Below are 21,067 nucleotides of genomic sequence, written 5' to 3'. Positions count from 1 at the left end.
CGAGGCCCGCTCGCATTGGAAACCTCGAGCCCTCCATGGGGGTCCGAGGTGGTCAAAGTGACGTTGACGCGGTCTTGGACATGCCGGCCGAGGACTTCGGGATCGAGCCGCTGGACTTGGCCCGGCACGACGAGGAACAGAAGGGCCGCGCGCGTCGTGTGCTGACTGCGTTCAACGGATCGGGTGCGGCCGCGGTGCCAGCGCTGATCAAGGCGGCTACCCCGGTGGCCTCGTTGGTGTCGCCCGCGACGGGCAAGGCGCTGGTCGAGGACGAGGACTTGCACGGGGTCGTGTGGGACTCGGTGCGGTGCGTGCGGACGCTGGCGCACGTGATCCGGTCCGTGGGCCATGTGGACGGTCAGTCCCAGGCGGAGATCCGGTCGACGCTGCGGGATGCGGTGGACGACCTGGACGAGGTGCTGAAGAAGATCGAGGAGGGCACGCGATGAGCGCGCAGCAGATGTGGGAGGCCCGAACGTCTGGGCCGAAAAGGGCGGAAGCCCCGGCCAGCGTGCAGGCTGTCGGGGCTTCCGAAAACGCTCAATCCGAGACGATGCACATTCCAAAGAGCACGCTGGTCGAGCACTCGAAGGATAACACCGGGGCGCGGCCCACGGGCAGTGGGATTCGGTCGCTTCCCCGCCGGGTCAACCCGAACGATGGTCGGTTCATTCGGGCCGTGGTGGCCGGGACCGCTGTGGCTGGGCTGGTGGCGTTCTCCATCTCGTTCGCGGCGCTGTACGAGGTCGCGGCGTGGCTGGGGCTGCCGCCGTTCATGCATTGGGCAGTGCCGGTCTTCATCGATCTGGCCATCTTGGTCTACGCGGGCTCCGTACTGGTGCACGAGTCCCGAGGGGAGTCCGCGCGGGCGTCGTGGTGGGCGCTGGGGGCGTTCACGGGTCTGTCGATGATCGCCAACGGGGCGCATGCGTGGAGTGCTGAGAACGCGAGCGTGTGGCAGTCCGTGGTGGGTGCGCTCATCGCAGTGATGGTTCCGGTGGCGGTGTTCGTGGCCACGGATCAGCTGGCGCGGGTCGCGGTGGAGAACCCGGACTCGCGGCGGGCCGAGCGCGCATCGCAGGTGTCGGAGGAAGCAGAGCAGCTGAAGGCTCAGGCGGAGCTGGATCGTCAGCGCGCGGAGCTGGAGGCCGAACTTGCGGCGAGCCGCCGGCAGATCGAGGCCCAGCGGCGCGAGGCCGAGCGGGAGGCCGAGGTGGCCGAGGCTCGGCACCGGCAGGCGCTGGAGCGGATGGAGCGTCAGGCGAAACTCGAGACCGAGCGCGAGGACCGTGAGGTTCAGCAGGCCGTGGTCGAGGAATCGCAGGTCGCCCAGGGGGTCGAGGTCGTCGAGACCGTGGCGTCGTCAGAGCCGGTCGTCGCAGAGACGAAGACGGTGGAGAAGGCATCGGGTGCGGACATCACTGCATGGATCGTGGCCCGCGCGCAGGAGGGCCAGGTGCCCTCGGCAGCGGAGGTCGCAGAGAAGTTCGGGTGCTCAGAGCGCACCGGGCGTCGCCGCTTGGCTGATGCCCGTGAGACGCACGCTGAGGCGTTCGGAACCGAGGAGGAGCAGGCATGACCATCGAGGCAATCATCTGGGCGCGGCGGGTCACGGAGACCGGTGTGCTGAAGACGGGTCAGGCGTTCGTGCTGATGCTCTTGGGTGACCATGCGGACGAGTCGTGGTCGTGCTTCCCGAGCCAGGAGCTGCTGGCCCGTGGGACGGCACAGTCGGTGCGGTCGGTTCAGCGCCAGATCGACCAGCTCGAGCAGCTGGGGCTGATCTCGGTCAAGGCTGTCTACGGCGGTTCGGGACGCGAGGGGCGGACCGGATCGCGGTACCAGCTGCATCCCGAAGCCCTGGAAGGGATCGTGGGCGGGGGTGCAGATACCCGCATGAGTTCGCGCCCTGACAATTTGTCGCCCAACTCCGAGACCCGCATGAGTTCGCGCCCTGACAATTTGTCGCCCAACTCCGAGACCCGCATGGATTCGCGCCCTGACAATTTGTCGTCCAACTCCGAGTTGGGCGACAACCTGACGGAGTTGGGCGACAATCGCGACTTTGCCGACTATAAGGATCGCGCGCGGACTAACCCTCAAGAACCCTCATCTGTCCGTCCGTCAGTCCGTCAGTCCGGTGCAGTGCGCGCGGAGACGACGACGGACGACGGACGACGGACCGATCAGGCCATCGACGGTGGGGAAGGCGTGGGGCTGGTCCATCGGGGTGTGGTCCTGGCGGACTTGGTTCAGCGGGTGCCGGCGGCTGCGGACCTCGGAGACGGGCAGCTGCGGTCCATCGTGGACGTGGTCTTGGCGCGGGCCTCGGGGCCGGTGCGCAAGCCCACGGCGTTCGTGGCGCGGTCGTTGGCCTCGGAGTTCGAGGAGTTGGTCGCGGTGACCCGGCCCCGGCCGGTCGCCGTGGCTCAGGCTCCGGCTGCTTCGGGGCAGGTGCGTGAGCTGCGGACCGGTGAGCCGTGTCAGGACCCGGACGTGCATGTCCCGGCGTACGGGCAGGCTGTGCTTGCGGACTGCCCGCACTGCCGGCTGGAGCGTCGGGCGATGCCACGGGCGTTGGTGGAGGCGGTGGACTGATGGCCGGGCAGGCGGACCGGGTGGCTCCGGCGGGGATGGTGCTGGTGACCGGTGACGAGCTGGCGGAAGCGGTGGCCTCGGTGCGAGGCACGGTGGTGGCCGTGCTCGGACCCTCGGGCAACGGCGACGTCGTGGAGGACGTGCTCCAGAGCACGTGGGAGTCCGCGTGGCACTCCCGGGAGCGGTTCGATCCGGACCGGGGTTCCCTGCGGACCTGGGTCGGCACCATCGCCCGGAACCGAGCGGTGGATCATCTGCGGGCGGTCGGCCGCTCGCGGGCGAGCCAGGAGGCGCTGGAGGCTTCCGCGGTGGCGCGGGAGAAGACCGCGGTGTCGACGGTCATGGAGGACCCGGCCGAGGCTGTGGTTGAAGCGCTGGCTGCACACCGGGAAGTCGCGGAGGTGATGCGGGTGGTCGAGTCGGTCATGGAGTCCTCGGAGATGACGGCCCGTGCCCTGGCCGTGGTGCTGGCGTTCGGGGATGACGTCGTGGCGGCATCGGAGGCGATGGGCGTCTCGGTGACCGCACTGCGTCAGGCCCGGCGTGAGCTGGTGCGCTGTGCCCGGGTGGTCCGGGCGGCGCAGGAGGTGGCCCGTTCGGGGCAGGCGGTGACGATGCGCGCGCTGATCAGCTGCCTTCCCGACGACGGGGACGCGGGGGACTGGGCGCGGCAGGTCGCGCTGGCCTGCGCGCAGGCGGGGGGCCGGATGGAAGCGGTCACGGTCGAGGACGTCATGCAGGCCACCGGGTTCAGCCACTCCACGAGTCGGCAGTACCTGGCCGAGACACGGCACCTGCTGAGGGTGGCGACAACGGTGATCCGAAACGAGAGGGCAGAGAAGTGAGCGATCAGACGGAGTTCGAGCAGAGCCATGACGTGCCGGAGGGCCAGGAGCCGCGCGTGGTCTACGTAGAGCGGGACCGGGGACTGTTCGCGTCCGTGCGGCGGCTGCGCCAGCGCGCAGGCGAGGCCGGGCGTCGGTGGGTGGCGGAGTCCGTGGACGCGCCACTGCCGACGTCGTGGCAGGAGCGGGTACCGGACGCGTGGGACTCGGCCCGGGGCCGGTGGGTGATCGCGGCCGTGGCGCTGGCGGTGCTCGTGGTGTGGGTGCTGGTGGTGGTGCAGGCGATGGCGCGCTGACAGACCTTCGCGGTGGCGACCGCGAATCCAGGACGAGACACGGCAATGAAGCAAGAGCGGGCCAGACGAGCGACGAGGAGTCGGAGATGTTGAACGGAATCAACCCGGACGGGCTGTCGGGGTGGTCACAGATCAGTGGATGGGTGGTCGGGACGGCGCTGGTCGTGCTGATCCTGGCGGTCGGTGCTGGCGTGGCGCTGGCGGTGTGGGGCAGGGCCTTGTTCTCACCTAGCGGGATGCGCAAGGGGTGGACGATGGTCGCGTTGGCGGCGGTGGGGGCGACGGTGCTGGGCGCTGGCACGGCCGGCACGAGCTGGGGGGCTGGGCTGGGTACGAGCGAGCTGATGCCCGCCGGGGCCAGGCCACAGTCGGTCGCGATCGAGAAGAACGCCCCGAAGCAGACCTGCAACCGGCAGGCGGTGCGGGACTTCGACAAGGAGGAGCCGTCCCCGGATCGGGCAGAGCGTGAGCGTGTGATCAGTACGTTGCTCGGTGGACAGCCCGCTCTGGACGGGTACGAGTGGGGCAAGGAGCCTACCGGCACGGAATCCTCGTACACGGTCGTCACATCGGTGAAGTGGTACGCCACGGGCGAGGTGAACGGGTCGGGTGAGCCGGACTGCTCGGCGCAGAACGAGGCCACGGCCGAGTGCTCGCCGGTCGAGGTGCACGTGGCGCGTCAGTCGCTGACCAACGGTGCTCAGACCGGGCGGACCCTGACGCTGACGCGGGGTCAGAACTGCTCTTGATCTGATCTGGGAGTTGCCCCCACCTGCTGCGGATGCAGTGGGTGGGGGCCTTCTCGTGTGCGGGACAGGTGACATGCGTGGCGGTGCGGCGCGTCGTACATCTGGCAGCGGGCAGGAGGTGCCCGCGCGGGCCGGAAGACATCCGGGCCGTCGTCACATCACATCCCTACGGGAGGACCTCTGATGAGCAACCTGATTCACGCGGCCACCACGGTGGCTGCCGGTGTCCCGAACATCGCACCGAGCTTCAACGCGCCCTGGATGCCCACCATCCAGAACGTCACGGGCCTGGCGTTGGGCACCTTCCTGGTCATCCTGATCGTCGCCGTCGGCATCGGCGTGCTGGTCTGGATCTTCGGCAAGCTCTCCTCGAGCGGCCGCGCGCAGGACGTGGGTATCAGCTTCGTGGTCTGGGGCATCGTGGCTGCGGCCCTGATCGCCGGTGCCGCGAGCCTGATCGGCTGGGGCGCCGGCCTTCCGCTGTTCTGAGGTCCTGAGCGCACTCACGGAGGGAGAGAACGATGTGGGAGAAGGACTTCGAAGAGTTCCTGCGGGGTTCGATCCTGGGGCTGGCGAAGGCCGCTGCCGGGCTGATCGAGCAGGCTTTCTCCGTGGGTGCGCTGACCCCGGAGTGGTGGGTCACGGTCGTCGGCGGTCAGGTTACTACGTCGGTGGCCGGTGGCGAGAGCACGGTGATCAACCACCCGGGGATGCTGAACATCATCGTGGTGGCGATGATCCCGCTGCTAGTGATCTTCGTGGCCGTCCAGGTCGTGCTCTCGGCGGTGCGCGGGTCTACGGCTGGCATGCTGCGTGCGTTCCTGGCGGCGGTGTTCAGCATCCCGGCGACCTACGTGGTGGTCGGGCTGGTGTGGATGGCGATGGGGGCGACCCAACAGCTGACCTTGTGGGTCTTGCGGGTCGGTTCCGGTGGCACCGATGGCGAGGACGAGGCAGTGGCCGGCGTGCTGGGACTGTTCGGTCTGACGTACGACGCCGCCGACGACAAGATCTTGCTGGACGAGAACTTCGCGCAGTGGGAGATGGCCAGCGAGAACTCGGAAAACGGGATGATCGTGGTCGCGGTGATCATCGCGCTGGTGATCTTCTTCGCCTGCTTCGTGCTGATGGCGATGATGATCTTCCGTCTGGTGCTGATTCTGATCTTGGCCTCGTTCGCGGCCCCGGCGATCTTCTCGCTGGCCCTGGAGCCGGCCAAGGCGCTGGCGGGGCGGTGGCTGTCGATGATGCTGGGGCTGATCATGGCCGGGCCGCTCGCAGCCGTCGTCGTGCGGATGGGCATGGCGATGGCGGCGTTGTCCACGGATTGGGTGCAGACCGTGGCTGGCATGGTGCTGGTGTTCGTGGCCGCGGCCATGCCGATCTTGATGCTTGCAGTCACCGCGTGGCTGGCTGGCGGTGCCGGGCAGGCTGAGCAGGCGGGCGTGATGGCCGCGAGCCGGGCCGGGCGTGGGGCAATGAATTCGATGCGGGGCGTTTCGGCGCGGGCTGGCCGGATGCGCCAGCGTGCCGGGGCGATGGCGATGCGAGGAGGCCGCTGATGGCAACGATGATTCAGGAGTCGATGGACTCGGAGTACGACGACGTCCGATTCCCCCAGGAACGGACTCAGGGACTGATCCTGGGGCTGACCCTGGAGCAGGTGATCGTGGTTCTGGCCGGTGTGCTGATCGGCATGGCGTTCATCCTGCGTGGCGGGCCGGGCATGTTCGTGGGTATCGGGCTGATGGCCGTGATCGGCGCGTTCGGTGCGACCCGGTTCCGGGGCCGGTCCCTGCCTGGCTGGGTGTGGGTGGCGGCGCAGTACCTGCGGCGCGGGGCAACGGATCAGCTCGAGTACCGCCAGGGGATGGCCCCGGTACACGTGCTGGAGCTGGTGGACGGCGAGCCGCAGGCCCCGGTGAGCGAGGCAGGGCCGCAGGCCCAGCGTGATGCGAAGGGGCGGATCAAGCCGGGTGAGCCGGCACGGTTCCGGCTGCCGGGTGTGGCCGGAGAGCTGATGGTCTATGCGATGCCCAACGGGGCCGGGTTCGTCTGGGACCCGCGCGCCCGGGAAGCGGTGGTCTGCGCGAAGGTCATGACGACGCGGGGCTTTGACCTGGAGTCCTTCGACGCTCAGGAGGAACGGTCCCTGTCGTGGGGATCGTCGCTGGCGGCGCTGTCGCGTCTGCCGGGTGTGGTGCGGATTCAGGCTTCGGATCAGACGACGCTCATCTCCGGTGCGGCCGTGGAGGACTTCTACGAGTCCAAGCAGGAGGGCGCGGGCCGGTCAGGGGCGAGCATCGACCCGTTCCTGGACCAGGCGTTCCGTGAGCTGATGAAGGAGGCTCAGTCGATGCCGGTGCACGAGCAGTGGCTGACGCTGGTGGTCTCCCCGTCGAAGATCACCTCGCAGGTCAAGGCGCTCGGCGGGGGCACCCCGGCGCTCATGGAGCACATGCTCAAGCTGATGACGACGGTGGAGAGCACGCTGCCGCGCTCGGGGACCCAGGTGACCGCTTGGCACTCCCCCGTTCGCTGGCCGGCCTCTCGCGGTCGGCGTTCGACCCGGACGCCTCGGTGATGGTCTCGACCACAAAGGCGGACGGGAAGACGGCGGGCACCGCGCCCTCGAGCGCGGGACCGATGGCCGTGGAGGTCCATGCGGGCCACATGGTCACGGACGGGAACTACCACCGCACCTACAAGGTCTCCGAGCTGCCGCAGAACCTGGCCCGGCTGGGGTTCCTGGACGAGCTGGTGTTCGCTGGGGACTTCCGGCACACGGTCTCGGTGTTCCTGGCTCCGGTCGAGCGTGGGGCCGCGGTGCGGTCCGTGCAGCGGCGCAAGACGGACTGGCACACGAACTCGCGGCTGATGACCAAGCTCGGTCGCATCGGTTCGTTGGAACATGACCAGTCCCTGGAGGACGTGGAGCGCGAGGAGGCCGAGCTGCGGCGTCGGCACACGGGCGTGGAGGTTGTCGTGCTGGTCACGGTGACCGGGTCCTCGCGGTCCGAACTGGAGTCCGCGGCGGCGGAGGTCGTGGCCTCCGGTATCACGGCCGAGTGCGAGCTGCGCCCGGTGTGGATGGAGCAGGACGCGGCGTTCGTGGCCGGTGCCCTGCCGTTCGGAAGGATGAAGCTCTGATGCGTGAAGAACCGAAGGTCGACCTGTTCCAGATCATCGAGCCGGGCAAGATGTCCCTGCGTGAGGCCAGGGTCGCTCAGCGGAAAATGAAGATGGCGCAGGCGCAGGCGCGGCGTCTGCGCAACCGGGAGTCGCGGGAGGTGCGGTTCCCTCAGCCGCAGTGGGGCAAGGCCGGACCGCGCGGGGCACGGCAGCTGCGGGGGCTGCGCACGCTGGCCCCGCGGCCGGTCCGCACGACGACGCACACGGCCTCGACGGCGTACCCGTTCGTGGCTGGCCCCGGTCTGGGTGCGCGCGGGCTGATGATCGGCAAGGACATGCACGGCGGCGGCGCTTTCTGCTTCGACCCGTGGGCGCTCTATGAGGCCGGGATCATCTCGGGCATGTCGATGATGCTGTTCGGTCAGGTGGGCACCGGGAAGTCGTCGCTGGCCAAGTCGCTGGCGGTGCGGCAGGTGCTGGCCGGGCGTAAGCTCTCGGTGGCCTCGGACAAGAAGGGCGAGTGGACCCGTGTGGTCAAGGGCCTGGGTGGATCGGTGATCCAGGTCGGCCCTGGCCTGGACACGCGCCTGAACCCGCTGGACCCGGGCACCCGGCCCTCGACGGACGTGCAGGGAGAGCCGATGACGGACCGGGCGTGGGACTCGATGGTGCGGACCCGGCGCATGTCCATCTTGGTGGCCCTGGTGAAGATCCTCACCGACCGGGACATGACCTCGCCCGAGCACCACGTGCTCTCGGCGGGCCTGGACGCGGCCGTGGCGGTCGCGGACGCCGAGGGCCGTCCGCCGATCATCCCGGACGTGATCCGGGCGCTGGACGCGGCCCGCGCGGACTCGGACGCGATGAAGGCGGAGGCCGCGTCGGTGACGATGATGACGTTGGGTCGCGTGTCCTCCGGCGACCTGGCCGGCATGTTCGACGGGGAGACCACGGTCGTCCTGGATGAGCAGGCGTGCGCGACGAGCATCGACACCTCCGCGTTGCTGGGTGCCTCCCCGGAGGCGGTGCGCGTGGTGAACGCGTGCGCGGGCGCGTGGACTGAAGCGATGGTCACCACGCGCGATGGCGGGCAGCGGATCGTGATCTACGAAGAGGGCTGGGACAACATCAGCTCCGAGGCCGACCTGCGGCGCATGGTCGAGCAGTGGAAGCTCAGCCGCGCGTACGGCATCTTCAACGTGCTCGTGCTGCACAAGATCGCTGATCTGGACATGGCTGGTGATCAGAGCTCGAAGATGGCCGCGATGGCCCGGTCCCTGCTGGCTGATGCGGACGTGAAGGTGATCTACCGGCAGGACCGGTCCGCGCTGAAGATCACGACGTCGGAGATGGAACTGTCCGACCGGGAGCGGTCCCTGGTGCGGTCCCTGCCCAAGGGCACGGGCCTGTGGCGGCTGGGGGATTCCTCGTTCGAGGTGCAGAACGTGCTCACGCGGGCCGAGCTGCCGCTGTTCGACACGGACGAGCGCATGGACAAGGCGAAGGAGGCGGTGGCCTGATGCGACGTGAACGTGGCAACAACTCGGTCCTGGAAGGGGACAACCCGGCCGAGACGGCACTGATCTGGCTCATCGGTCCGGCCGTGCTGCTCTACGGGGCGTACCTGCTGGCCGGGTTCCTGGCCGGGCGTATCCACTGTGGGGCACCGACGAAGCCGGACTCGCTGTTCGCGCCGCTGGGCTTCCTCGTGGGCGAGCACGACCCGGCGGCGTTCGGGACCACCGTCCAGGGGTGCACGGCGACCACCGGCGGGGTCATCGGCTGGCTGATCGGTCTGGGGGTGCTGGCCCTCGTGCTGATTGGCGTGGCGGTGACGGCGTGCAGCCGGTACCAGCAGTCGGACAAGAAGTTCATCAAGGAGCTGCGCGAGCGCGAGGGCCTGGCCCGGTCTGCGGAGATCACCAAGACGGTGGGCCGCAAGTCGGTGCTGTCCCGGGTGAAGAAGGTCCGGCCCTCGATCAAGAAGCCGGCCATCACGGACGGGGCCATGCGTCTGGGCAAGGCCGAGGGCGTGGACGTGTTCGCGTCCTACGAGGAGTCGGTGGTGCTGATCGGCCCGCCGCGCTCGGGCAAGGGCGTGCACCTGCTGATCGGTGCGATTCTCGACGCGCCCGGCCCGGTCATCACAACCAGCTCTCGTGCGGACAACCTGGGGGCCACGGCCGAGCTGCGCAAGAAGAAGGGGCCGGTGGCCCTGTTCGACCCGCAGGGACTGACCGGTCAGCCCTCCACGCTGAAGTGGTCCCCGATCACGGGCTGTGAGGAGCCGCGTGTGGCGAATCAGCGGGCGGCGTCGCTGATCGGTGCCTCCGGCCTGGGGTCCTCCAGCTCGAACGCGGAGTGGCAGGCCCCGGCGATCACGATCATGGAGTGCCTGCTGCACGCCGCGGCGCTGGGTGAGCGCACCGTGGATGATCTGATGCGGTGGGGTAACAACCCGGCCGAGGCCAAGGAGGCCGTGAAAATCCTGACCGAGCATCCCAAGGCCGCGCTGAACTGGAACCTGGTGCTCAAGGGCATCATCGAGGGCGACCCGAAGCTGCTCCAGTCCAAGTGGTTCGGCGTGGCGGGTGCGGTCAAGGGGCTGTCGGTGCCCGAGGTTCGCGACGTGCTGCGACCCAGCCGGTTCGAGGAGACCCTGGACATCGACAAGTTCCTCACCGAGTGCGGGACGCTCTACATCGTGGGCACCAAGACCGGCGGCTCGTCGGCGGGACCGTTCCTGATCGCGATGATGGACGCCATCACCGAGCGTGCCCGTGAGCTGGCGGCGAAGTCGCCCGGGAACCGGCTGGACCCGCCGCTGTCGCTGGTGCTCGATGAGATCGCGAACATCTCCGGTGCCTGGCCGGGGTTGACCCAGCTGATGGCTGACGGCGGCGGTGTGGGCATCAGCCCGTTCGCGGTATTCCAGTCGATGGCTCAGGCCCGCAACGAGTGGGGCGAGCAGCAGGCGCAGGCGCTGTTCGACGCGGCCACGGTGAAGGTCCAGCTCGGGGGTGCCTCGAACGTGTCCGACCTGGAGCAGTTCGCCAAGTTGGCCGGTCAGCGCAAGATCATGCGGACCTCGAAGTCTCGGGGCAAGGACCACACCTCGGTCTCCGAGCAGATTCACGACACCGAGGTGGTCTCGGTCGCGGAGCTGCGTCGGCTGCCGTTCGGGTGGGGGATCCTGCTGAATCGCAACGGGCGTCCGATCCTGATGCGGATGACCCGCTGGTGGGACCGCAAGGACGGCAAGCAGATCAAGGAGGCCGCGGGTCGGTACTCGAAGGCGCTGCTGGCCGAGCTGGAGTCCAAGGACCCGGCCCCGTCGACACCGACCGACGCGGACCGGGCCGAAGAATCCGTGGCGGCGTTGGACCCGGTGCCGGCGACGGCCCCGGCGATCCCTGTGCGGTGAGGGCATGGGCAGGTTCGGGCTGCACCGCACCGGCTCGGCCGAGTACAAGCGGTACCTGCGATCCCAGGCGTGGGGGTACAGGCGGGTGCGGTGGTTCGCGGACTGCCGGCAGGCCGGCCAAGAGCCGGCCTGCCAGGTCTGCGGGATCACGCTGACCCAGGCCGGGACCCTGGACCTACACCACGTCTCGTACAAGGGCGTGGGCCAGGACGAGGAGGGTCGGTGGCAGGCCCGTGAAGCGCACAACGACTTGATGCCGTTGTGCCGGGACCACCATCAGCGGCTGCATCAGATCATGGACGGCAAGAAGGAGTTCTTTGGATGGGACCGCAGGCGGGCGACGATCGTGATCATGGCCAGGATGATCCGGCAGAGGCAGGCATGAGCGACGACGGGGGTGCACGGTGCCATGTCTGCCAACGGACCGTCTCCACGAGGTGGCACTGCACCGATGGACGGCACCTGGACCGCGCCGAGTGCCGTGCCGCCTGCGGAATCGGGGTGTGGTTGTGCGGTACATGCGAGGACGCCGCGCATCGCTACATGCGCTCGACCGGGGCAGGCGGGCGCGAGGCCGTTGAGGAGCTGTTCGCCCGGCTCGAGAGGCTGTTGGGCGGGCCAGCACGCCGGTACACGAGGGAAGGACGGAACTGATGGCATCGCCCTGGATTGAAGACGACGAGCCCACGGAATGGGAGGGGCCGGCAGCCGCCGATGACGACGGACAGACGGGGACTCCGCTGCCCTACGTCGACCCGGAGGTCGCCGCGGAACTCGCGGGCGAGGGTCCACCGGTGTGGATGGGCACCCGGTGGCGGGAGATCGAGGCCGAGCACCAGTGGGAGGCGTGGAACACGCTTCGCCGCTGGGTGGACTGGTTCGTGGCCGAGTACCGGCTGGTAACCTCGGTAGTTCCGCCCTGCTGGTACAAGCACTCGGACCTCACCGCCGAGCTATACGCGGCCATGTGCATGGAGTACAAGGTCTGGGAGGAACAGGCTCCAGGGCTGGGGCCGATGATGATGTGGCACCCCCACGTGGAGATGCTCACCGCGCGTCTGCGTCGCATGGTGGACGAGGCCGGCTGCGCGAAGATCGGGATGCACAAGGAACCCGAGGCGTACGGGGACCGGCCGGCGTTCACGCTGGACTACGACGAGGACGACTTCACGGCTTGGGCGGGGACCACCCGTGAGGAGGACGTGCTCGAGCGCCCCGAGGAAGGCGTGCAGTATCTGCGGGCGCGTGTCGTCAACGCAGACGGGGAGGAGGTGGCGGTCTCAAACCCCATCGGTCTGGTGGCCCGCCGGGCACCGTCGGAGGTGGCGGCGGAAGTGGAGACGACATCGTCCACGCCGGCGAGCCCCACCGTGCGCGTGGTGGTGTCTGGCGCGGATCCAGGAGTTGAGGTGCAGTGGCAAACATCGGTGAATGCGCAAGGCTGGGAGTGAGCGTCGCGGCTCGCGCTATGGACACCCTTACGCTGATCCCAACCTAGGGAACTAGCACGAGAGGGGATCCAGAATGAGTGGTGGCGAGCGATCAGCGGGGGTGTCGGGGCAGCTTGGGAAAGGGCTGGGGGTGATGGCCCCGGTCGTTAATGGGCTAAGGCCGTTCGACTTCTACGCGATCAATCGGGCGTTGCGAAAGGGTCACCCCCTGACGGGTACCTGCGGGGCATTCCTCGACTGGGAGGGATGGCGTAGCCAGGGGGAGTTCGTTGAGGCAGTCAGCCGCCTCTTCTTCGAGGCATGGCGCTCTGGAGCGCTGGGCGCGAAGGCTGGGAGTACAGCGTACCGAGGGATCACAGTCACGGAGGACGTGCTGTCCCAGTTCCTGCGTGAGCGGCTGATAGTGGACCTCGGATATGGCTTCGCCACCCCGTGTCGCGACCTCGCGCTTTTCCATCTGCACGAGGATCAGCGGACAGAGAAGGGGGTATATGCCGAAGATGGCGGGGCCAAACCGGTTTCTGTCCTCCTAGAGATCACCGTGGGTCGGTATCCGCTCTACTGCCCGAGCGGGTCGGAGCCTGACCCGTTTGGCATCCGCCCGATCGAAGGCATGGCGAGCACAGCGAAGGCCGGGGAGTTCGTGTTCGACAGAGGGGCGCTATTGAGGATCACTGCCGTCGACCTTACGAGCTCGCCCGACGTCCTAGTTTGCGAGCATCGGATATAACGACCGACTGCACTGCGGTCGGTGCCCTGATTCAAAGTGGGTGTCGAGCGAGAGACCAGGCGTCCTGGGCAAGACTCGAATCAGGCAGCCTTCTCGCACACGCCCCGCCGGTCGTCGCGTGGGCTCTATCAACTAGGGCTCCATCGGGGGTCAATCGACTCAGCTTGGGCTGGCGGCAGGGCGGCGTAAGGGCGCGGATCATTATTGAAACCGGGCATCCGCCCGGTACGCCTGCGCCAGCTCACCGGTGGTGACAGGGCTGGCCAGCCAGCGGTAGTAGGGCTGGCGGGAGAGCTTCAAGACCCGGCACGTCACCGCGACGGGAATCCCATCGGCGGCGATCTCTTTCACGAGCGAGTAGAGCCTTTTTCCGACAGGTTCGCCTGAGAAAAGGTAGGCCGCCGCCCGGGGGCAGGACCTCGTTCTCCTATTCGAGCAGACGGATTCTTTTCCTCAGCTCTCGGTTCTCTGTGGCCTCGGTTGTCGAGAGGCCGGCTTCTCACCGTTGTCGGTGTCGGCTTGGCGCATCCACGTTGACAAGGTCATCTCGTGGATACCGAAGTCCTTGGCGATTCGGGCCAGGGTCACACCGTCTCCACGGGTGCGGGCGACGTGGACGACGTCGTCGCGGAACTCTTGGGGGTACGGGGCGGGCACAGCAACATCCTTCCAGGCCGCCCTGCGGGCAAGCCGGATCAGATGACACCTATCCGTGTAGCAGTCCCCTCCGGCGGCCCGGGATCGGGTCCATCCGGTCACGGGACCAACCGACCCGTCGCCCTGACGAGCTGTGTCAGCTTTCGTGAAGGGTGAGAGCGGTGAGGAACTGATCAGCTGTCGAACTGGGTACAGCCCCACGCTGGGATAGAAAGTCCTCCAGCAGCTGCCACACGCTGCGCGCCAGTTCGCGCCGGCCTTGCGTGGTAACCACCGTGCCGGAGATGGTACGAAGCCCCCGCACGCGGTCTTCGTCACTGACGTGTCCGTAGGAGTTTCCCCACTTGTTGGGTTGACGGATGCCTTCTCCGCTCCGGGAAGGTCCGAACATGACCAGGAAGTCGCCACTCACGTTTCCTGCCTCGACGGTCCGGATCAGCACGGTGGCCAGGTCCCAGGCGAGGGTCTCCGCGTCTTCGGCGGCGACGAACTCCGGGGTGAGATTGCTGGGGCCGAAGTCCCCGTCCCGAGTCACACCCAGTCCCACCCCGCCGTCTCCATGTACTTCGATGCGTGCGCCTTGGGAAAGATGTGGGAGTGGGAGGTAGGTGCGGTGATACAGGCCCAGTCCTCGTCGCAGGGGTGAGTAGTCTGCGGATCTGAGCGCGCTGATGCCCTCAGTTTTCTGTGGGGGCCGGTGAGCCTGCGCCGCGTCGAGGAATCGGGTGGCCCCGATAGGGCTCAACCGTCGAGTGTCTAGGCGTGGTTGCAGCGGGACGGCCAGGGCCACCATCCAGATGGGCGGCAGCGCGATGGTGGTCGTTACAGCCAAAGTGTGTGTCATCCGATCCAGTCCGTCGGCTCTGACGGCCACCAGGAAGTCGTTGAATCGTTCGTTCACACTGGCCCGCTGCTCACGTCGACGCTGCTCGCGGAGGCGGTACGCCTCCTCGATCTGACGCTCGGTCATGGCGGCCGTGTGGGAGCCACTGCGCCACGGTGCTTGAAACCACCCCTGATCCGACTTGTCTCTGGGGGGACGGATCAGGTGGGGCGCTTCCGGGCTGGCCGGAACGTGCAAGGCCATCACCTGGCGTCCGTCATCCCATCGGATGTGCTCGAACTGCACGCCCGAGACGGGCGGGTAGGTGTGGGAGAGAACGGCACGCCGGATCTGTTGCTCCTGGGTTTCGGAGACCTCGCCGACGCTGACGATGGCCATCGGCGTGTCCGAGCGCAGCTCTTGCACGCCGTAGATGATCACGCCGCCGTCCCCGTTGGCCATCGCGGCCACATCCTTGGCCAGCTCCCGGGCCTTGGCCTCCAACTCTGGACCTTTCGGTTCGCCCGCGAAAGGCAGCTGGACCTTCCAGTCCAGCTGCTCGTCCTCCTCGAGGTTCTCGCGCACAGCGATCTCGAGGTGCTCAGGCGTGAGCTCCGGGTCGGTCAGCCCGAGGCGGGCATGAAGGCGTGTCCACATGGGGTCAGCGTAAGCGAGGGCCTTTGGGGATCGGCTCGAACAGTCCGGGGCGGGCAAGCCTCTCGGCGGGGGCCCTACGCGCAGAGGGTCGTTTAGGTATTTGGAGTGTCATCGCGGGCGAAGGGGCGTCCGCCTAGGTCGTCGTCGCTGTAGCGCCACAGCGGCAGGGGCTGATCAGGATCCGAAGAAGGTCCGCGGAGCATGCGATAGCCATCATTTGTGGCCTCCCAAAGGCCTGCACGGATCAGACGCTCAATTGTGGCGTCGTCACCGCCGAAGAGCTCGTGGGCGATGCTTTGGGGTATGACTCCGGTTTGCCCGTTGGTGGCGGTCCACATGCCGCACCGGTACCACAATCCGTGGGCCGCCAGGCCGTCAGGCCCCTCCAGCTCGGGCAGCTCGAGGATGTCGGAGTGAATGTCGAAGGTTCCCATGCGGCCATGGTGCCATCCGGGTCTACTTCTTGCGTCCAGTCAGGTATAGGCGTTCGGGCGCGCCCCCCTGTTGGCGAGGGTTGTGGCGAGGCTCCGGCCACCACAAACGACCGATTACGTCTACGCGCTAAATCAGCCTCGGGCTACCACGCCCTACCTATCTGCCTGCCGTCCCGCCGTCTCCGGTTGCCAAGGTCGTGCCCATGATCACGGTGCCCTTTCGAACACCGGCCCCTTCCCTCTACCGCCGTACGGGCTGGGAGATCCTCGGCCCTGGCCTCAGGGAGGGGACCGTCATCATGGGCAGGCGGCTGGATGAGAACGGCTCGAAGCACAGGTAGAAGGTACTTCCGGGACTCTTCCCGCGGCGACAGGCGGAGGTGCATCGCGCCCGATACGCGCCGAACTCGGCGTGTACCAAGGGCGCAGCTCTCCCGGGTTCGAATGCCACCTCCACATGCTCATCCAGAGGACTTCTGGACTGCTTTCGTGAGCTCCTTGATCGCCTGACGCACGAGATGGAGAGAGCTATCCGGGGCATTTTGCGCCGTCGCCCAATCATTGAAATTCACCGGGATCTCAAGAGGCGGCAAGGGCCCGAATGGGCCGTCGGCCTCCACCCTGATGAGGAGAGGCGGCAGAGGGTCATCGCCGAAGACCTCGTGGCTGACCCCCAGTGTCCACCGGAACGATCTGTGAGGGGCGATCGAGCTGAGTCCCGCCTCCAGCACCTCCGGGCGTGTCAACTTGTCTGTGTAAGCGGGGTGGTCACAGGTAGGGGTTGATCCGGTCGGGGTAGGCCGCGGCGAGCTGGGCGAGGGCCTGCTTCCAGTTCGTGACGGCCTGACCTTCGACGAGCCGGCCCTGGGCTTTGCGCTGGCCGGCGGGTTTGCCCCGGTCCCGAGCGCGTTCGGCGGCGCGTTTGTCTTCGATGTTGCAGATCGCCAGCCAGAGCAGCTTCACCGCCGCCTCGGTCGAGGGGAAGTGGCCGCGGTTCTTGGTCACCTTCCGTAGCTGGAAGTTCAGCGACTCGATGCTGTTGGTCGTGTAGATGACCTTGCGGAGCATGGGTGGGAACTGCAGGAACGGGATGAACCGCTCCCAGGAGTTCGCCCAGGTCGCGGCTGCAGACGGGTACTTCGTGCCGAGCTCGGAGGCCTCGAACTCGGCCAGCGCCTTCCTCGCGGTCTCTTCGTTGGGGGCGGTGTAGATCGGCTTCAGCGCGGCGGCGACCTTCTTGCGGTCCTGGTAGGCCACGAACCGCATCGCGGCCCGGATCAGGTGAACCACGCAGGTCTGGACCATCGAGTCCGGCCACGTCGCCTCGATCGCCTCCGGCAGGCCCTTGAGCCCGTCGCAGCACACGATCAGCACGTCCTGCACGCCCCGGTTGGCGAGATCGGCGCAGACGTGGGCCCAGAACGCCGAGCCCTCGGTGTCCTGGACCCAGATCCCCAGCACGTGCTTGATGCCCTCGAGGTCCACGCCGACGGCGATGTAGGCGGCACGGTTGAGGACCTGGCTGTTCTCTCGGATCTTGATCCGGATTGCGTCGAGATAGATCACCGGATAGAACTCCTCCAGCGGCCGCGACTGCCACGCCAGGACCTCTTCGCTCACGGCGTCGGTGATGTTGGAGATCGTCTCGTGCGACAGGTCCGTGCCGATCGTGGAGGCCAGGTGGTGCTGGATGTCCCGGATCGTCATTCCGCCGGCATAGAGGCTGATGATCATGTCATCCAGGCCCCCGAGGCGCCGCTGGCCCTTGGGCACCAGGCGCGGGGTGAACGACCCGCCCCGGTCTCGCGGGACGTCCAGCTCGATCGGCCCGACCTCGGACTCCACGGTCTTCGGGGTGGTCCCGTTGCGGGAGTTGGCGTGCTTCGGCGCCTCGCTCGAGCCCTTCTCGTAGCCCAGATGGCTGGTCAGCTCGGCCTGCAGGCCCCGCTCGAGCGCGGCCTTGACCAGCGCGGGCACGAACCCGCCGTCACCGGTGAGCTCGACGCCGCCCGCGTCGATCTGCGCGAATAGGGAATCAAGCTGCCCTGAGGCTTTCAGCTGCTCGACCAGGTCCTGGCCCGAGGGCTCGCCTGGGTTCTTCTCGTCGATCATGGTCATGATTCTTACCGTTCCTCTCGGTACGGCTTACACAGACCATCTGACACGCCCGCACCTCCTGCAGTACCAGGACCCTGTCGGCGTGAAACGGGCCCGAAGGCAGCGGTGGATCGAACGTCACACGTACATTCGTGGCAACCGTCGGGCCCGAATTACTGACGACCAGCTGTAATCGATGGACGACCTGGGGATCGGGTTGGATATCGGCCCAGACGTAGGGCTGCGCCAGGGCTCGGGCCTGCTCACGCTGCAGGCGCGTCTGCTCGTGGGCAGAGGCAACCTGGTCAGCCTGGATTCTCGTCTGGTCTCGAACGTACTTCGCTTGACGCGCGGTTCCGATCGCGGCGATCCCCGTGAATACGGCAGACACCAGAGCGACCCCAAGCGCGAAGACTGATAGATCTGGCATGGACCAATCCTGCTCGATGGCACGAGCCGATCTACGGTCTTGAGGCGGCCACAACCGGATCGGGACCGTTTTCAGACAGCCATTTTCGGAGCCCTCGGACCGCCGTCCACAATGCGGAGTTGCTCGGGGGCCGCACATGGCCCACTGCGCCCGCGTGAGCACTTCAGCTTCGAGGGAGCCTTGAGGAACCAGTCCCGTCTCCCAGGACGGCTCTAGGATCGAGGCCGGACGGGGCTGGACCACCAGCGCCTGCGATGAACGGGGAGGGACGTTAGCGCCATGACACCTAGCCACCCGGCTGAGCGAGGGAACTCGCTGCACCCGTTTCTTTCCACACGTCAGAGCAGGGCGCTGCTGGAGGAGTCCGAGTCGGTACGGAACCTTCTGGTGCACACCGTCGAAGCGGTCCGCCAGATGCGCTACATCCACGTCGACGGCGACGCGGTCTTCACCGTCGGAAGCATAGGGGTAGAGAAGACCATGAAGGTCGTTCTTGGGTGCCACGCACTTGAGCGGACGGGCTCTTGGCCTTCCAAATCGGCGCTGTGCAGTTGGGGACATGACATCGAAATGCTCAGCTCCCAGCTCCAGAAGGCAATTGCAGAGGGTCTGGCTCAGACGACGGCCCCGGGCTACGCGCAGCAGCTCGCCGAGTGGCTCCGGGAGAACTCAACAATCCCCCTCGTCTTCGCAACCTTGGCTCGATACGGCAGATCAGGACGGTTCCACCATCTGGACATTCTGGCGACGGACGAGCCGGGAGAGTTCGACCAGCCTTCCGAGTACTGGGAACGCGTCGAGCAACACGTCCAGCAGTCAGTACCCGAGTTCTCCTCGGTCCCGTTCCACGATTCGGCCGCGCTCGACGATTACCGACGGCGCCTGCGGGAGTACATCGCAGAGGATCTAGAGGCCTGGTGGTTCTGTGTGCACAGACTCGGCGTACAGGGCGCCTTCGGGGACCTAGGGAAGAAAATCGGCGGGGAGATCTGGGTCCCCGGACGGCCTGCACCCCAACGCCTGAAGGGAGAGCTCAGGTGAGCCACCCGATGCTTCCTGAGACGAGAGCTGATGCCTTGGCTGATACACCCGACCCGCAGAGCCCGACCATGTCGGCTTCCGGCTTCAACACTGACATAACCCCTCTAGGGCGTGTTGCTAAAGGGTTCGGGGACGTGGATGCGCGAGTCTGGGGTCCTGTCGCGTGATGTCATCTCAGACGAGCTCTGGGCCGTGATCGGCCCACTGTTCCCCGAAGCCAAGACCACCGGGCGTCCGCCCGTGGATCGGCGCATCGTGGTCGAGGCCACCGCGTGGCGCTTCCGCACGGGGGCGCCGTGGCGGGATCTGCCCGAGCGGTTCGGGAACTGGAACACGATCTACAAGAACTTCAACCGGTGGGCCGCCCAAGGCGTGTGGGAGCAGGTGCTCGAGCGTACTCAGTCCATGGCACAGCAGGCTGGCGAGCTGGATTGGGTGGCTTCGATCGATTCCACGATCGTGCGCGTCCACCAGCACGGGGCGACCCTGCCCCGCCCCACAGGGGGCCTGGATGAACTACAAGAAATCAACGGACGAGCCGGCTGACCATGCCATCGGACGCTCCCGTGGCGGTCTGACGACGAAGAATCATCTGGTCTGTGATGGCAAGGGCAGGGTGCTGGCGTTCGTGGCGACCGGCGGGCAGGTGGCGGACACCTCGATGCTGGCCACCACGCTGGAGCAGATCAGCGTTGCCGGGGCCCGTGGGCGGCCCCGGATACGGCCTGACCGCCTGATTGCAGACAAGGGCTACCCCTCGAAGGCGAACCGGGCCTGGCTGCGCCGGCATGGCATCGCGGCCACGATCCCCGAGCGGGCCGATCAGATCACGCACCGGCGCCGCCGCCCAGGAAGACCGATCGACTTCGGTGAAGACCAGCGCCAGCGCTACCGGGGCCGCAATGTCGTAGAGCGGTGCTTCAACCGGCTCAAGCAGTGGCGAGGGATCGCGATGCGCTCGGACAAGCACGCCCGGAACTATCACGCCGGGCTCAGCCTCGCAGCGACACTGCACTGGCTGACTACCCTCCTTTAGCAACACGCCCTAGTAGTGGTTATCGCGCGGCGTCGACGGTGCCCCGGTCGGGCACCGTGGCGGTCAGGAGGACCGCGGCCAGCGCCCCGCCGACAATGAAGATGTCCGCGATGTTGCCGATGAACCAGTTCCCGTAGGCGAGGAAGTCCACCACGTGGCCTTGCCCGAATGACGGTGGGCGCAGGAGCCGGTCACCCAGGTGGGAAGTCACCGCGCCGCCGAGACACCCGATCACGATCGCCCAGGACACGGTACGGACCCGGAGGGTGAACCAGATCGCCGCGGCGACCGCCACCGCCGAGATGATGGTGAAGATCCAGGTCGAGTTGGCCCCGAACGAGAAGGCCGCCCCGGGGTTGTAGGCCAGCTGGAGCCCGAGCAGCTCACCCAGGAGCGGGACTCGCTCGCCCGTGGACAGGCTGTTCTCCGCCCACCACTTGGTCACCTGGTCCAGGACCACTACGCCGGCCCCGATCGCAATGGTCAAGAGCACCAGGGGGTACCTGCGCCGGTGGTTCATTCGTGTCCTTTCGCGATGCGCCCGTTTCCCGGCGCCTCAGTGGATCTGCTGACCCCGGCGCGACCTGTGAAATCGCTGGCAGGTACCGGATGGACCGGACAGGTCGGGTCTCACCGGGCCTGGGCGTCTCTGTCCCGCAGGCACGGT

The 21,067-nt window shown here is 67.3% G+C and carries 22 protein-coding genes and 1 pseudogene; 18 read left to right on the top strand and 5 right to left on the bottom strand.

What is annotated here, in order from left to right; translation table 11 throughout:
• The first annotated feature begins 80 nt into the window (after positions 1-80).
• The 15 genes from OVA32_RS10345 (at position 81) to OVA32_RS10275 (ending at position 13,225) form a co-directional block, all read left to right on the top strand.
• Positions 81-449 carry a hypothetical protein gene (locus tag OVA32_RS10345; RefSeq protein ID WP_267715897.1) on the top strand — a complete coding sequence of 123 codons (369 nt, stop codon included), beginning with the start codon at positions 81-83 and terminating at the stop codon, positions 447-449.
• On the top strand, positions 446-1,579 hold the full coding sequence (locus tag OVA32_RS10340) for a DUF2637 domain-containing protein (protein ID WP_248087036.1): 1,134 nt from the start codon (positions 446-448) through the stop codon (positions 1,577-1,579). Before OVA32_RS10345 ends, OVA32_RS10340 begins: the two co-directional genes overlap by 4 nt.
• Positions 1,576-2,598, top strand: coding sequence for a helix-turn-helix domain-containing protein (locus tag OVA32_RS10335; protein WP_248087039.1), 1,023 nt, complete (start codon positions 1,576-1,578; stop codon positions 2,596-2,598). Before OVA32_RS10340 ends, OVA32_RS10335 begins: the two co-directional genes overlap by 4 nt.
• A complete protein-coding gene (locus tag OVA32_RS10330) occupies positions 2,598-3,443 on the top strand; it encodes an RNA polymerase sigma factor (protein WP_248087053.1) in 846 nt (281 codons plus the stop codon). Before OVA32_RS10335 ends, OVA32_RS10330 begins: the two co-directional genes overlap by 1 nt.
• Positions 3,440-3,739: a hypothetical protein gene (locus OVA32_RS10325; protein ID WP_248087056.1), complete on the top strand. Its 300-nt coding sequence runs from the start codon at positions 3,440-3,442 to the stop codon at positions 3,737-3,739. Before OVA32_RS10330 ends, OVA32_RS10325 begins: the two co-directional genes overlap by 4 nt.
• Before the next feature lie 86 nt (positions 3,740-3,825).
• A complete protein-coding gene (locus OVA32_RS10320; RefSeq protein ID WP_230297539.1) occupies positions 3,826-4,488 on the top strand; it encodes a hypothetical protein in 663 nt (220 codons plus the stop codon).
• 183 nt (positions 4,489-4,671) lie between these two features.
• On the top strand, positions 4,672-4,977 hold the full coding sequence (locus tag OVA32_RS10315) for a hypothetical protein (RefSeq protein ID WP_248087059.1): 306 nt from the start codon (positions 4,672-4,674) through the stop codon (positions 4,975-4,977).
• Positions 4,978-5,009: 32 nt separating this feature from the next.
• Positions 5,010-6,050: a hypothetical protein gene (locus OVA32_RS10310; protein ID WP_248087075.1), complete on the top strand. Its 1,041-nt coding sequence runs from the start codon at positions 5,010-5,012 to the stop codon at positions 6,048-6,050.
• The gene (locus tag OVA32_RS10305) at positions 6,050-7,072 is read left to right on the top strand and encodes a hypothetical protein (protein WP_267714340.1); all 1,023 of its coding nucleotides are present in this window, start codon (positions 6,050-6,052) and stop codon (positions 7,070-7,072) included. Before OVA32_RS10310 ends, OVA32_RS10305 begins: the two co-directional genes overlap by 1 nt.
• Positions 7,009-7,638: an SCO6880 family protein gene (locus OVA32_RS10300; RefSeq protein ID WP_324287920.1), complete on the top strand. Its 630-nt coding sequence runs from the start codon at positions 7,009-7,011 to the stop codon at positions 7,636-7,638. The genes OVA32_RS10305 and OVA32_RS10300 overlap by 64 nt, the downstream gene beginning before the upstream one ends.
• Positions 7,638-9,140: a conjugal transfer protein TraC gene (locus OVA32_RS10295; RefSeq protein WP_248087082.1), complete on the top strand. Its 1,503-nt coding sequence runs from the start codon at positions 7,638-7,640 to the stop codon at positions 9,138-9,140. The genes OVA32_RS10300 and OVA32_RS10295 overlap by 1 nt, the downstream gene beginning before the upstream one ends.
• Complete coding sequence (locus OVA32_RS10290; RefSeq protein ID WP_248087084.1) at positions 9,140-11,044, top strand: TraM recognition domain-containing protein; 1,905 nt, start codon at positions 9,140-9,142, stop codon at positions 11,042-11,044. The genes OVA32_RS10295 and OVA32_RS10290 overlap by 1 nt, the downstream gene beginning before the upstream one ends.
• A 4-nt stretch (positions 11,045-11,048) precedes the next feature.
• Positions 11,049-11,429: a hypothetical protein gene (locus OVA32_RS10285; protein ID WP_248087087.1), complete on the top strand. Its 381-nt coding sequence runs from the start codon at positions 11,049-11,051 to the stop codon at positions 11,427-11,429.
• Positions 11,430-11,697: 268 nt separating this feature from the next.
• Entirely contained in the window at positions 11,698-12,495 is a 798-nt protein-coding gene (locus OVA32_RS10280) for a hypothetical protein (protein WP_248087090.1), read from the top strand.
• 133 nt (positions 12,496-12,628) lie between these two features.
• Positions 12,629-13,225 carry a hypothetical protein gene (locus tag OVA32_RS10275; RefSeq protein WP_267714333.1) on the top strand — a complete coding sequence of 199 codons (597 nt, stop codon included), beginning with the start codon at positions 12,629-12,631 and terminating at the stop codon, positions 13,223-13,225.
• 201 nt (positions 13,226-13,426) lie between these two features.
• On the opposite strand, the gene OVA32_RS10270 is transcribed toward OVA32_RS10275, so the two are convergent.
• The 4 genes from OVA32_RS10270 to OVA32_RS10255 all read right to left on the bottom strand — a co-directional run bounded on the left by OVA32_RS10270 (position 13,427) and on the right by OVA32_RS10255 (position 17,908).
• Positions 13,427-13,576, bottom strand: a complete 150-nt coding sequence (locus OVA32_RS10270) for a hypothetical protein (RefSeq protein WP_248087095.1) — start codon at positions 13,574-13,576, stop codon at positions 13,427-13,429.
• Between the two features lie 442 nt (positions 13,577-14,018).
• Positions 14,019-15,362, bottom strand: a complete 1,344-nt coding sequence (locus tag OVA32_RS10265) for a helix-turn-helix domain-containing protein (protein WP_248087098.1) — start codon at positions 15,360-15,362, stop codon at positions 14,019-14,021.
• 92 nt (positions 15,363-15,454) lie between these two features.
• A complete protein-coding gene (locus OVA32_RS10260) occupies positions 15,455-15,796 on the bottom strand; it encodes a hypothetical protein (RefSeq protein WP_248087099.1) in 342 nt (113 codons plus the stop codon).
• Positions 15,797-16,564: 768 nt separating this feature from the next.
• Positions 16,565-17,908 (bottom strand): IS256-like element ISMlu11 family transposase, encoded by a 1,344-nt coding sequence (locus OVA32_RS10255; protein WP_042752856.1) that lies wholly within the window; start codon positions 17,906-17,908, stop codon positions 16,565-16,567.
• 181 nt (positions 17,909-18,089) lie between these two features.
• On the opposite strand from OVA32_RS10255, the gene OVA32_RS10250 reads away from it, so the two are divergent.
• From OVA32_RS10250 to OVA32_RS10240, 3 genes and pseudogenes are all read left to right on the top strand, one after another.
• Positions 18,090-18,311 carry a hypothetical protein gene (locus OVA32_RS10250; protein WP_267714330.1) on the top strand — a complete coding sequence of 74 codons (222 nt, stop codon included), beginning with the start codon at positions 18,090-18,092 and terminating at the stop codon, positions 18,309-18,311.
• Between the two features lie 291 nt (positions 18,312-18,602).
• Positions 18,603-19,364, top strand: coding sequence for a hypothetical protein (locus OVA32_RS10245; protein ID WP_267714328.1), 762 nt, complete (start codon positions 18,603-18,605; stop codon positions 19,362-19,364).
• A gap of 138 nt (positions 19,365-19,502) precedes the next feature.
• Positions 19,503-20,400: pseudogene (locus tag OVA32_RS10240) on the top strand (IS5 family transposase).
• A gap of 19 nt (positions 20,401-20,419) precedes the next feature.
• Here OVA32_RS10240 and OVA32_RS10235 read toward each other — a convergent pair.
• A complete protein-coding gene (locus OVA32_RS10235) occupies positions 20,420-20,893 on the bottom strand; it encodes a signal peptidase II (protein WP_227718746.1) in 474 nt (157 codons plus the stop codon).
• Positions 20,894-21,067: the final 174 nt, after the last annotated feature.

It is taken from the genome of Micrococcus sp. SL257, from assembly GCF_026625585.1.
Lineage (GTDB): Bacteria > Actinomycetota > Actinomycetes > Actinomycetales > Micrococcaceae > Micrococcus > Micrococcus luteus.
The sequence above is the reverse complement of the archived record's forward strand: the minus strand, read 5'-3'. Positions and strand labels throughout refer to the sequence as shown.

Coding starts and splice junctions, on each gene's coding strand:
- OVA32_RS10250 (WP_267714330.1), top strand. CDS start 18,090: ATGGACGACCTGGGGATCGGGTTGGATATCGGCCCAGACGTAGGGCTG.
- OVA32_RS10255 (WP_042752856.1), bottom strand. CDS start 17,908: ATGATCGACGAGAAGAACCCAGGCGAGCCCTCGGGCCAGGACCTGGTC.
- OVA32_RS10340 (WP_248087036.1), top strand. CDS start 446: ATGAGCGCGCAGCAGATGTGGGAGGCCCGAACGTCTGGGCCGAAAAGG.
- OVA32_RS10305 (WP_267714340.1), top strand. CDS start 6,050: ATGGCAACGATGATTCAGGAGTCGATGGACTCGGAGTACGACGACGTC.
- OVA32_RS10245 (WP_267714328.1), top strand. CDS start 18,603: ATGACACCTAGCCACCCGGCTGAGCGAGGGAACTCGCTGCACCCGTTT.
- OVA32_RS10295 (WP_248087082.1), top strand. CDS start 7,638: ATGCGTGAAGAACCGAAGGTCGACCTGTTCCAGATCATCGAGCCGGGC.
- OVA32_RS10285 (WP_248087087.1), top strand. CDS start 11,049: ATGGGCAGGTTCGGGCTGCACCGCACCGGCTCGGCCGAGTACAAGCGG.
- OVA32_RS10345 (WP_267715897.1), top strand. CDS start 81: ATGCCGGCCGAGGACTTCGGGATCGAGCCGCTGGACTTGGCCCGGCAC.
- OVA32_RS10280 (WP_248087090.1), top strand. CDS start 11,698: ATGGCATCGCCCTGGATTGAAGACGACGAGCCCACGGAATGGGAGGGG.
- OVA32_RS10330 (WP_248087053.1), top strand. CDS start 2,598: ATGGCCGGGCAGGCGGACCGGGTGGCTCCGGCGGGGATGGTGCTGGTG.
- OVA32_RS10275 (WP_267714333.1), top strand. CDS start 12,629: ATGGCCCCGGTCGTTAATGGGCTAAGGCCGTTCGACTTCTACGCGATC.
- OVA32_RS10310 (WP_248087075.1), top strand. CDS start 5,010: ATGTGGGAGAAGGACTTCGAAGAGTTCCTGCGGGGTTCGATCCTGGGG.
- OVA32_RS10315 (WP_248087059.1), top strand. CDS start 4,672: ATGAGCAACCTGATTCACGCGGCCACCACGGTGGCTGCCGGTGTCCCG.
- OVA32_RS10265 (WP_248087098.1), bottom strand. CDS start 15,362: ATGTGGACACGCCTTCATGCCCGCCTCGGGCTGACCGACCCGGAGCTC.
- OVA32_RS10320 (WP_230297539.1), top strand. CDS start 3,826: ATGTTGAACGGAATCAACCCGGACGGGCTGTCGGGGTGGTCACAGATC.
- OVA32_RS10290 (WP_248087084.1), top strand. CDS start 9,140: ATGCGACGTGAACGTGGCAACAACTCGGTCCTGGAAGGGGACAACCCG.
- OVA32_RS10260 (WP_248087099.1), bottom strand. CDS start 15,796: ATGGGAACCTTCGACATTCACTCCGACATCCTCGAGCTGCCCGAGCTG.
- OVA32_RS10335 (WP_248087039.1), top strand. CDS start 1,576: ATGACCATCGAGGCAATCATCTGGGCGCGGCGGGTCACGGAGACCGGT.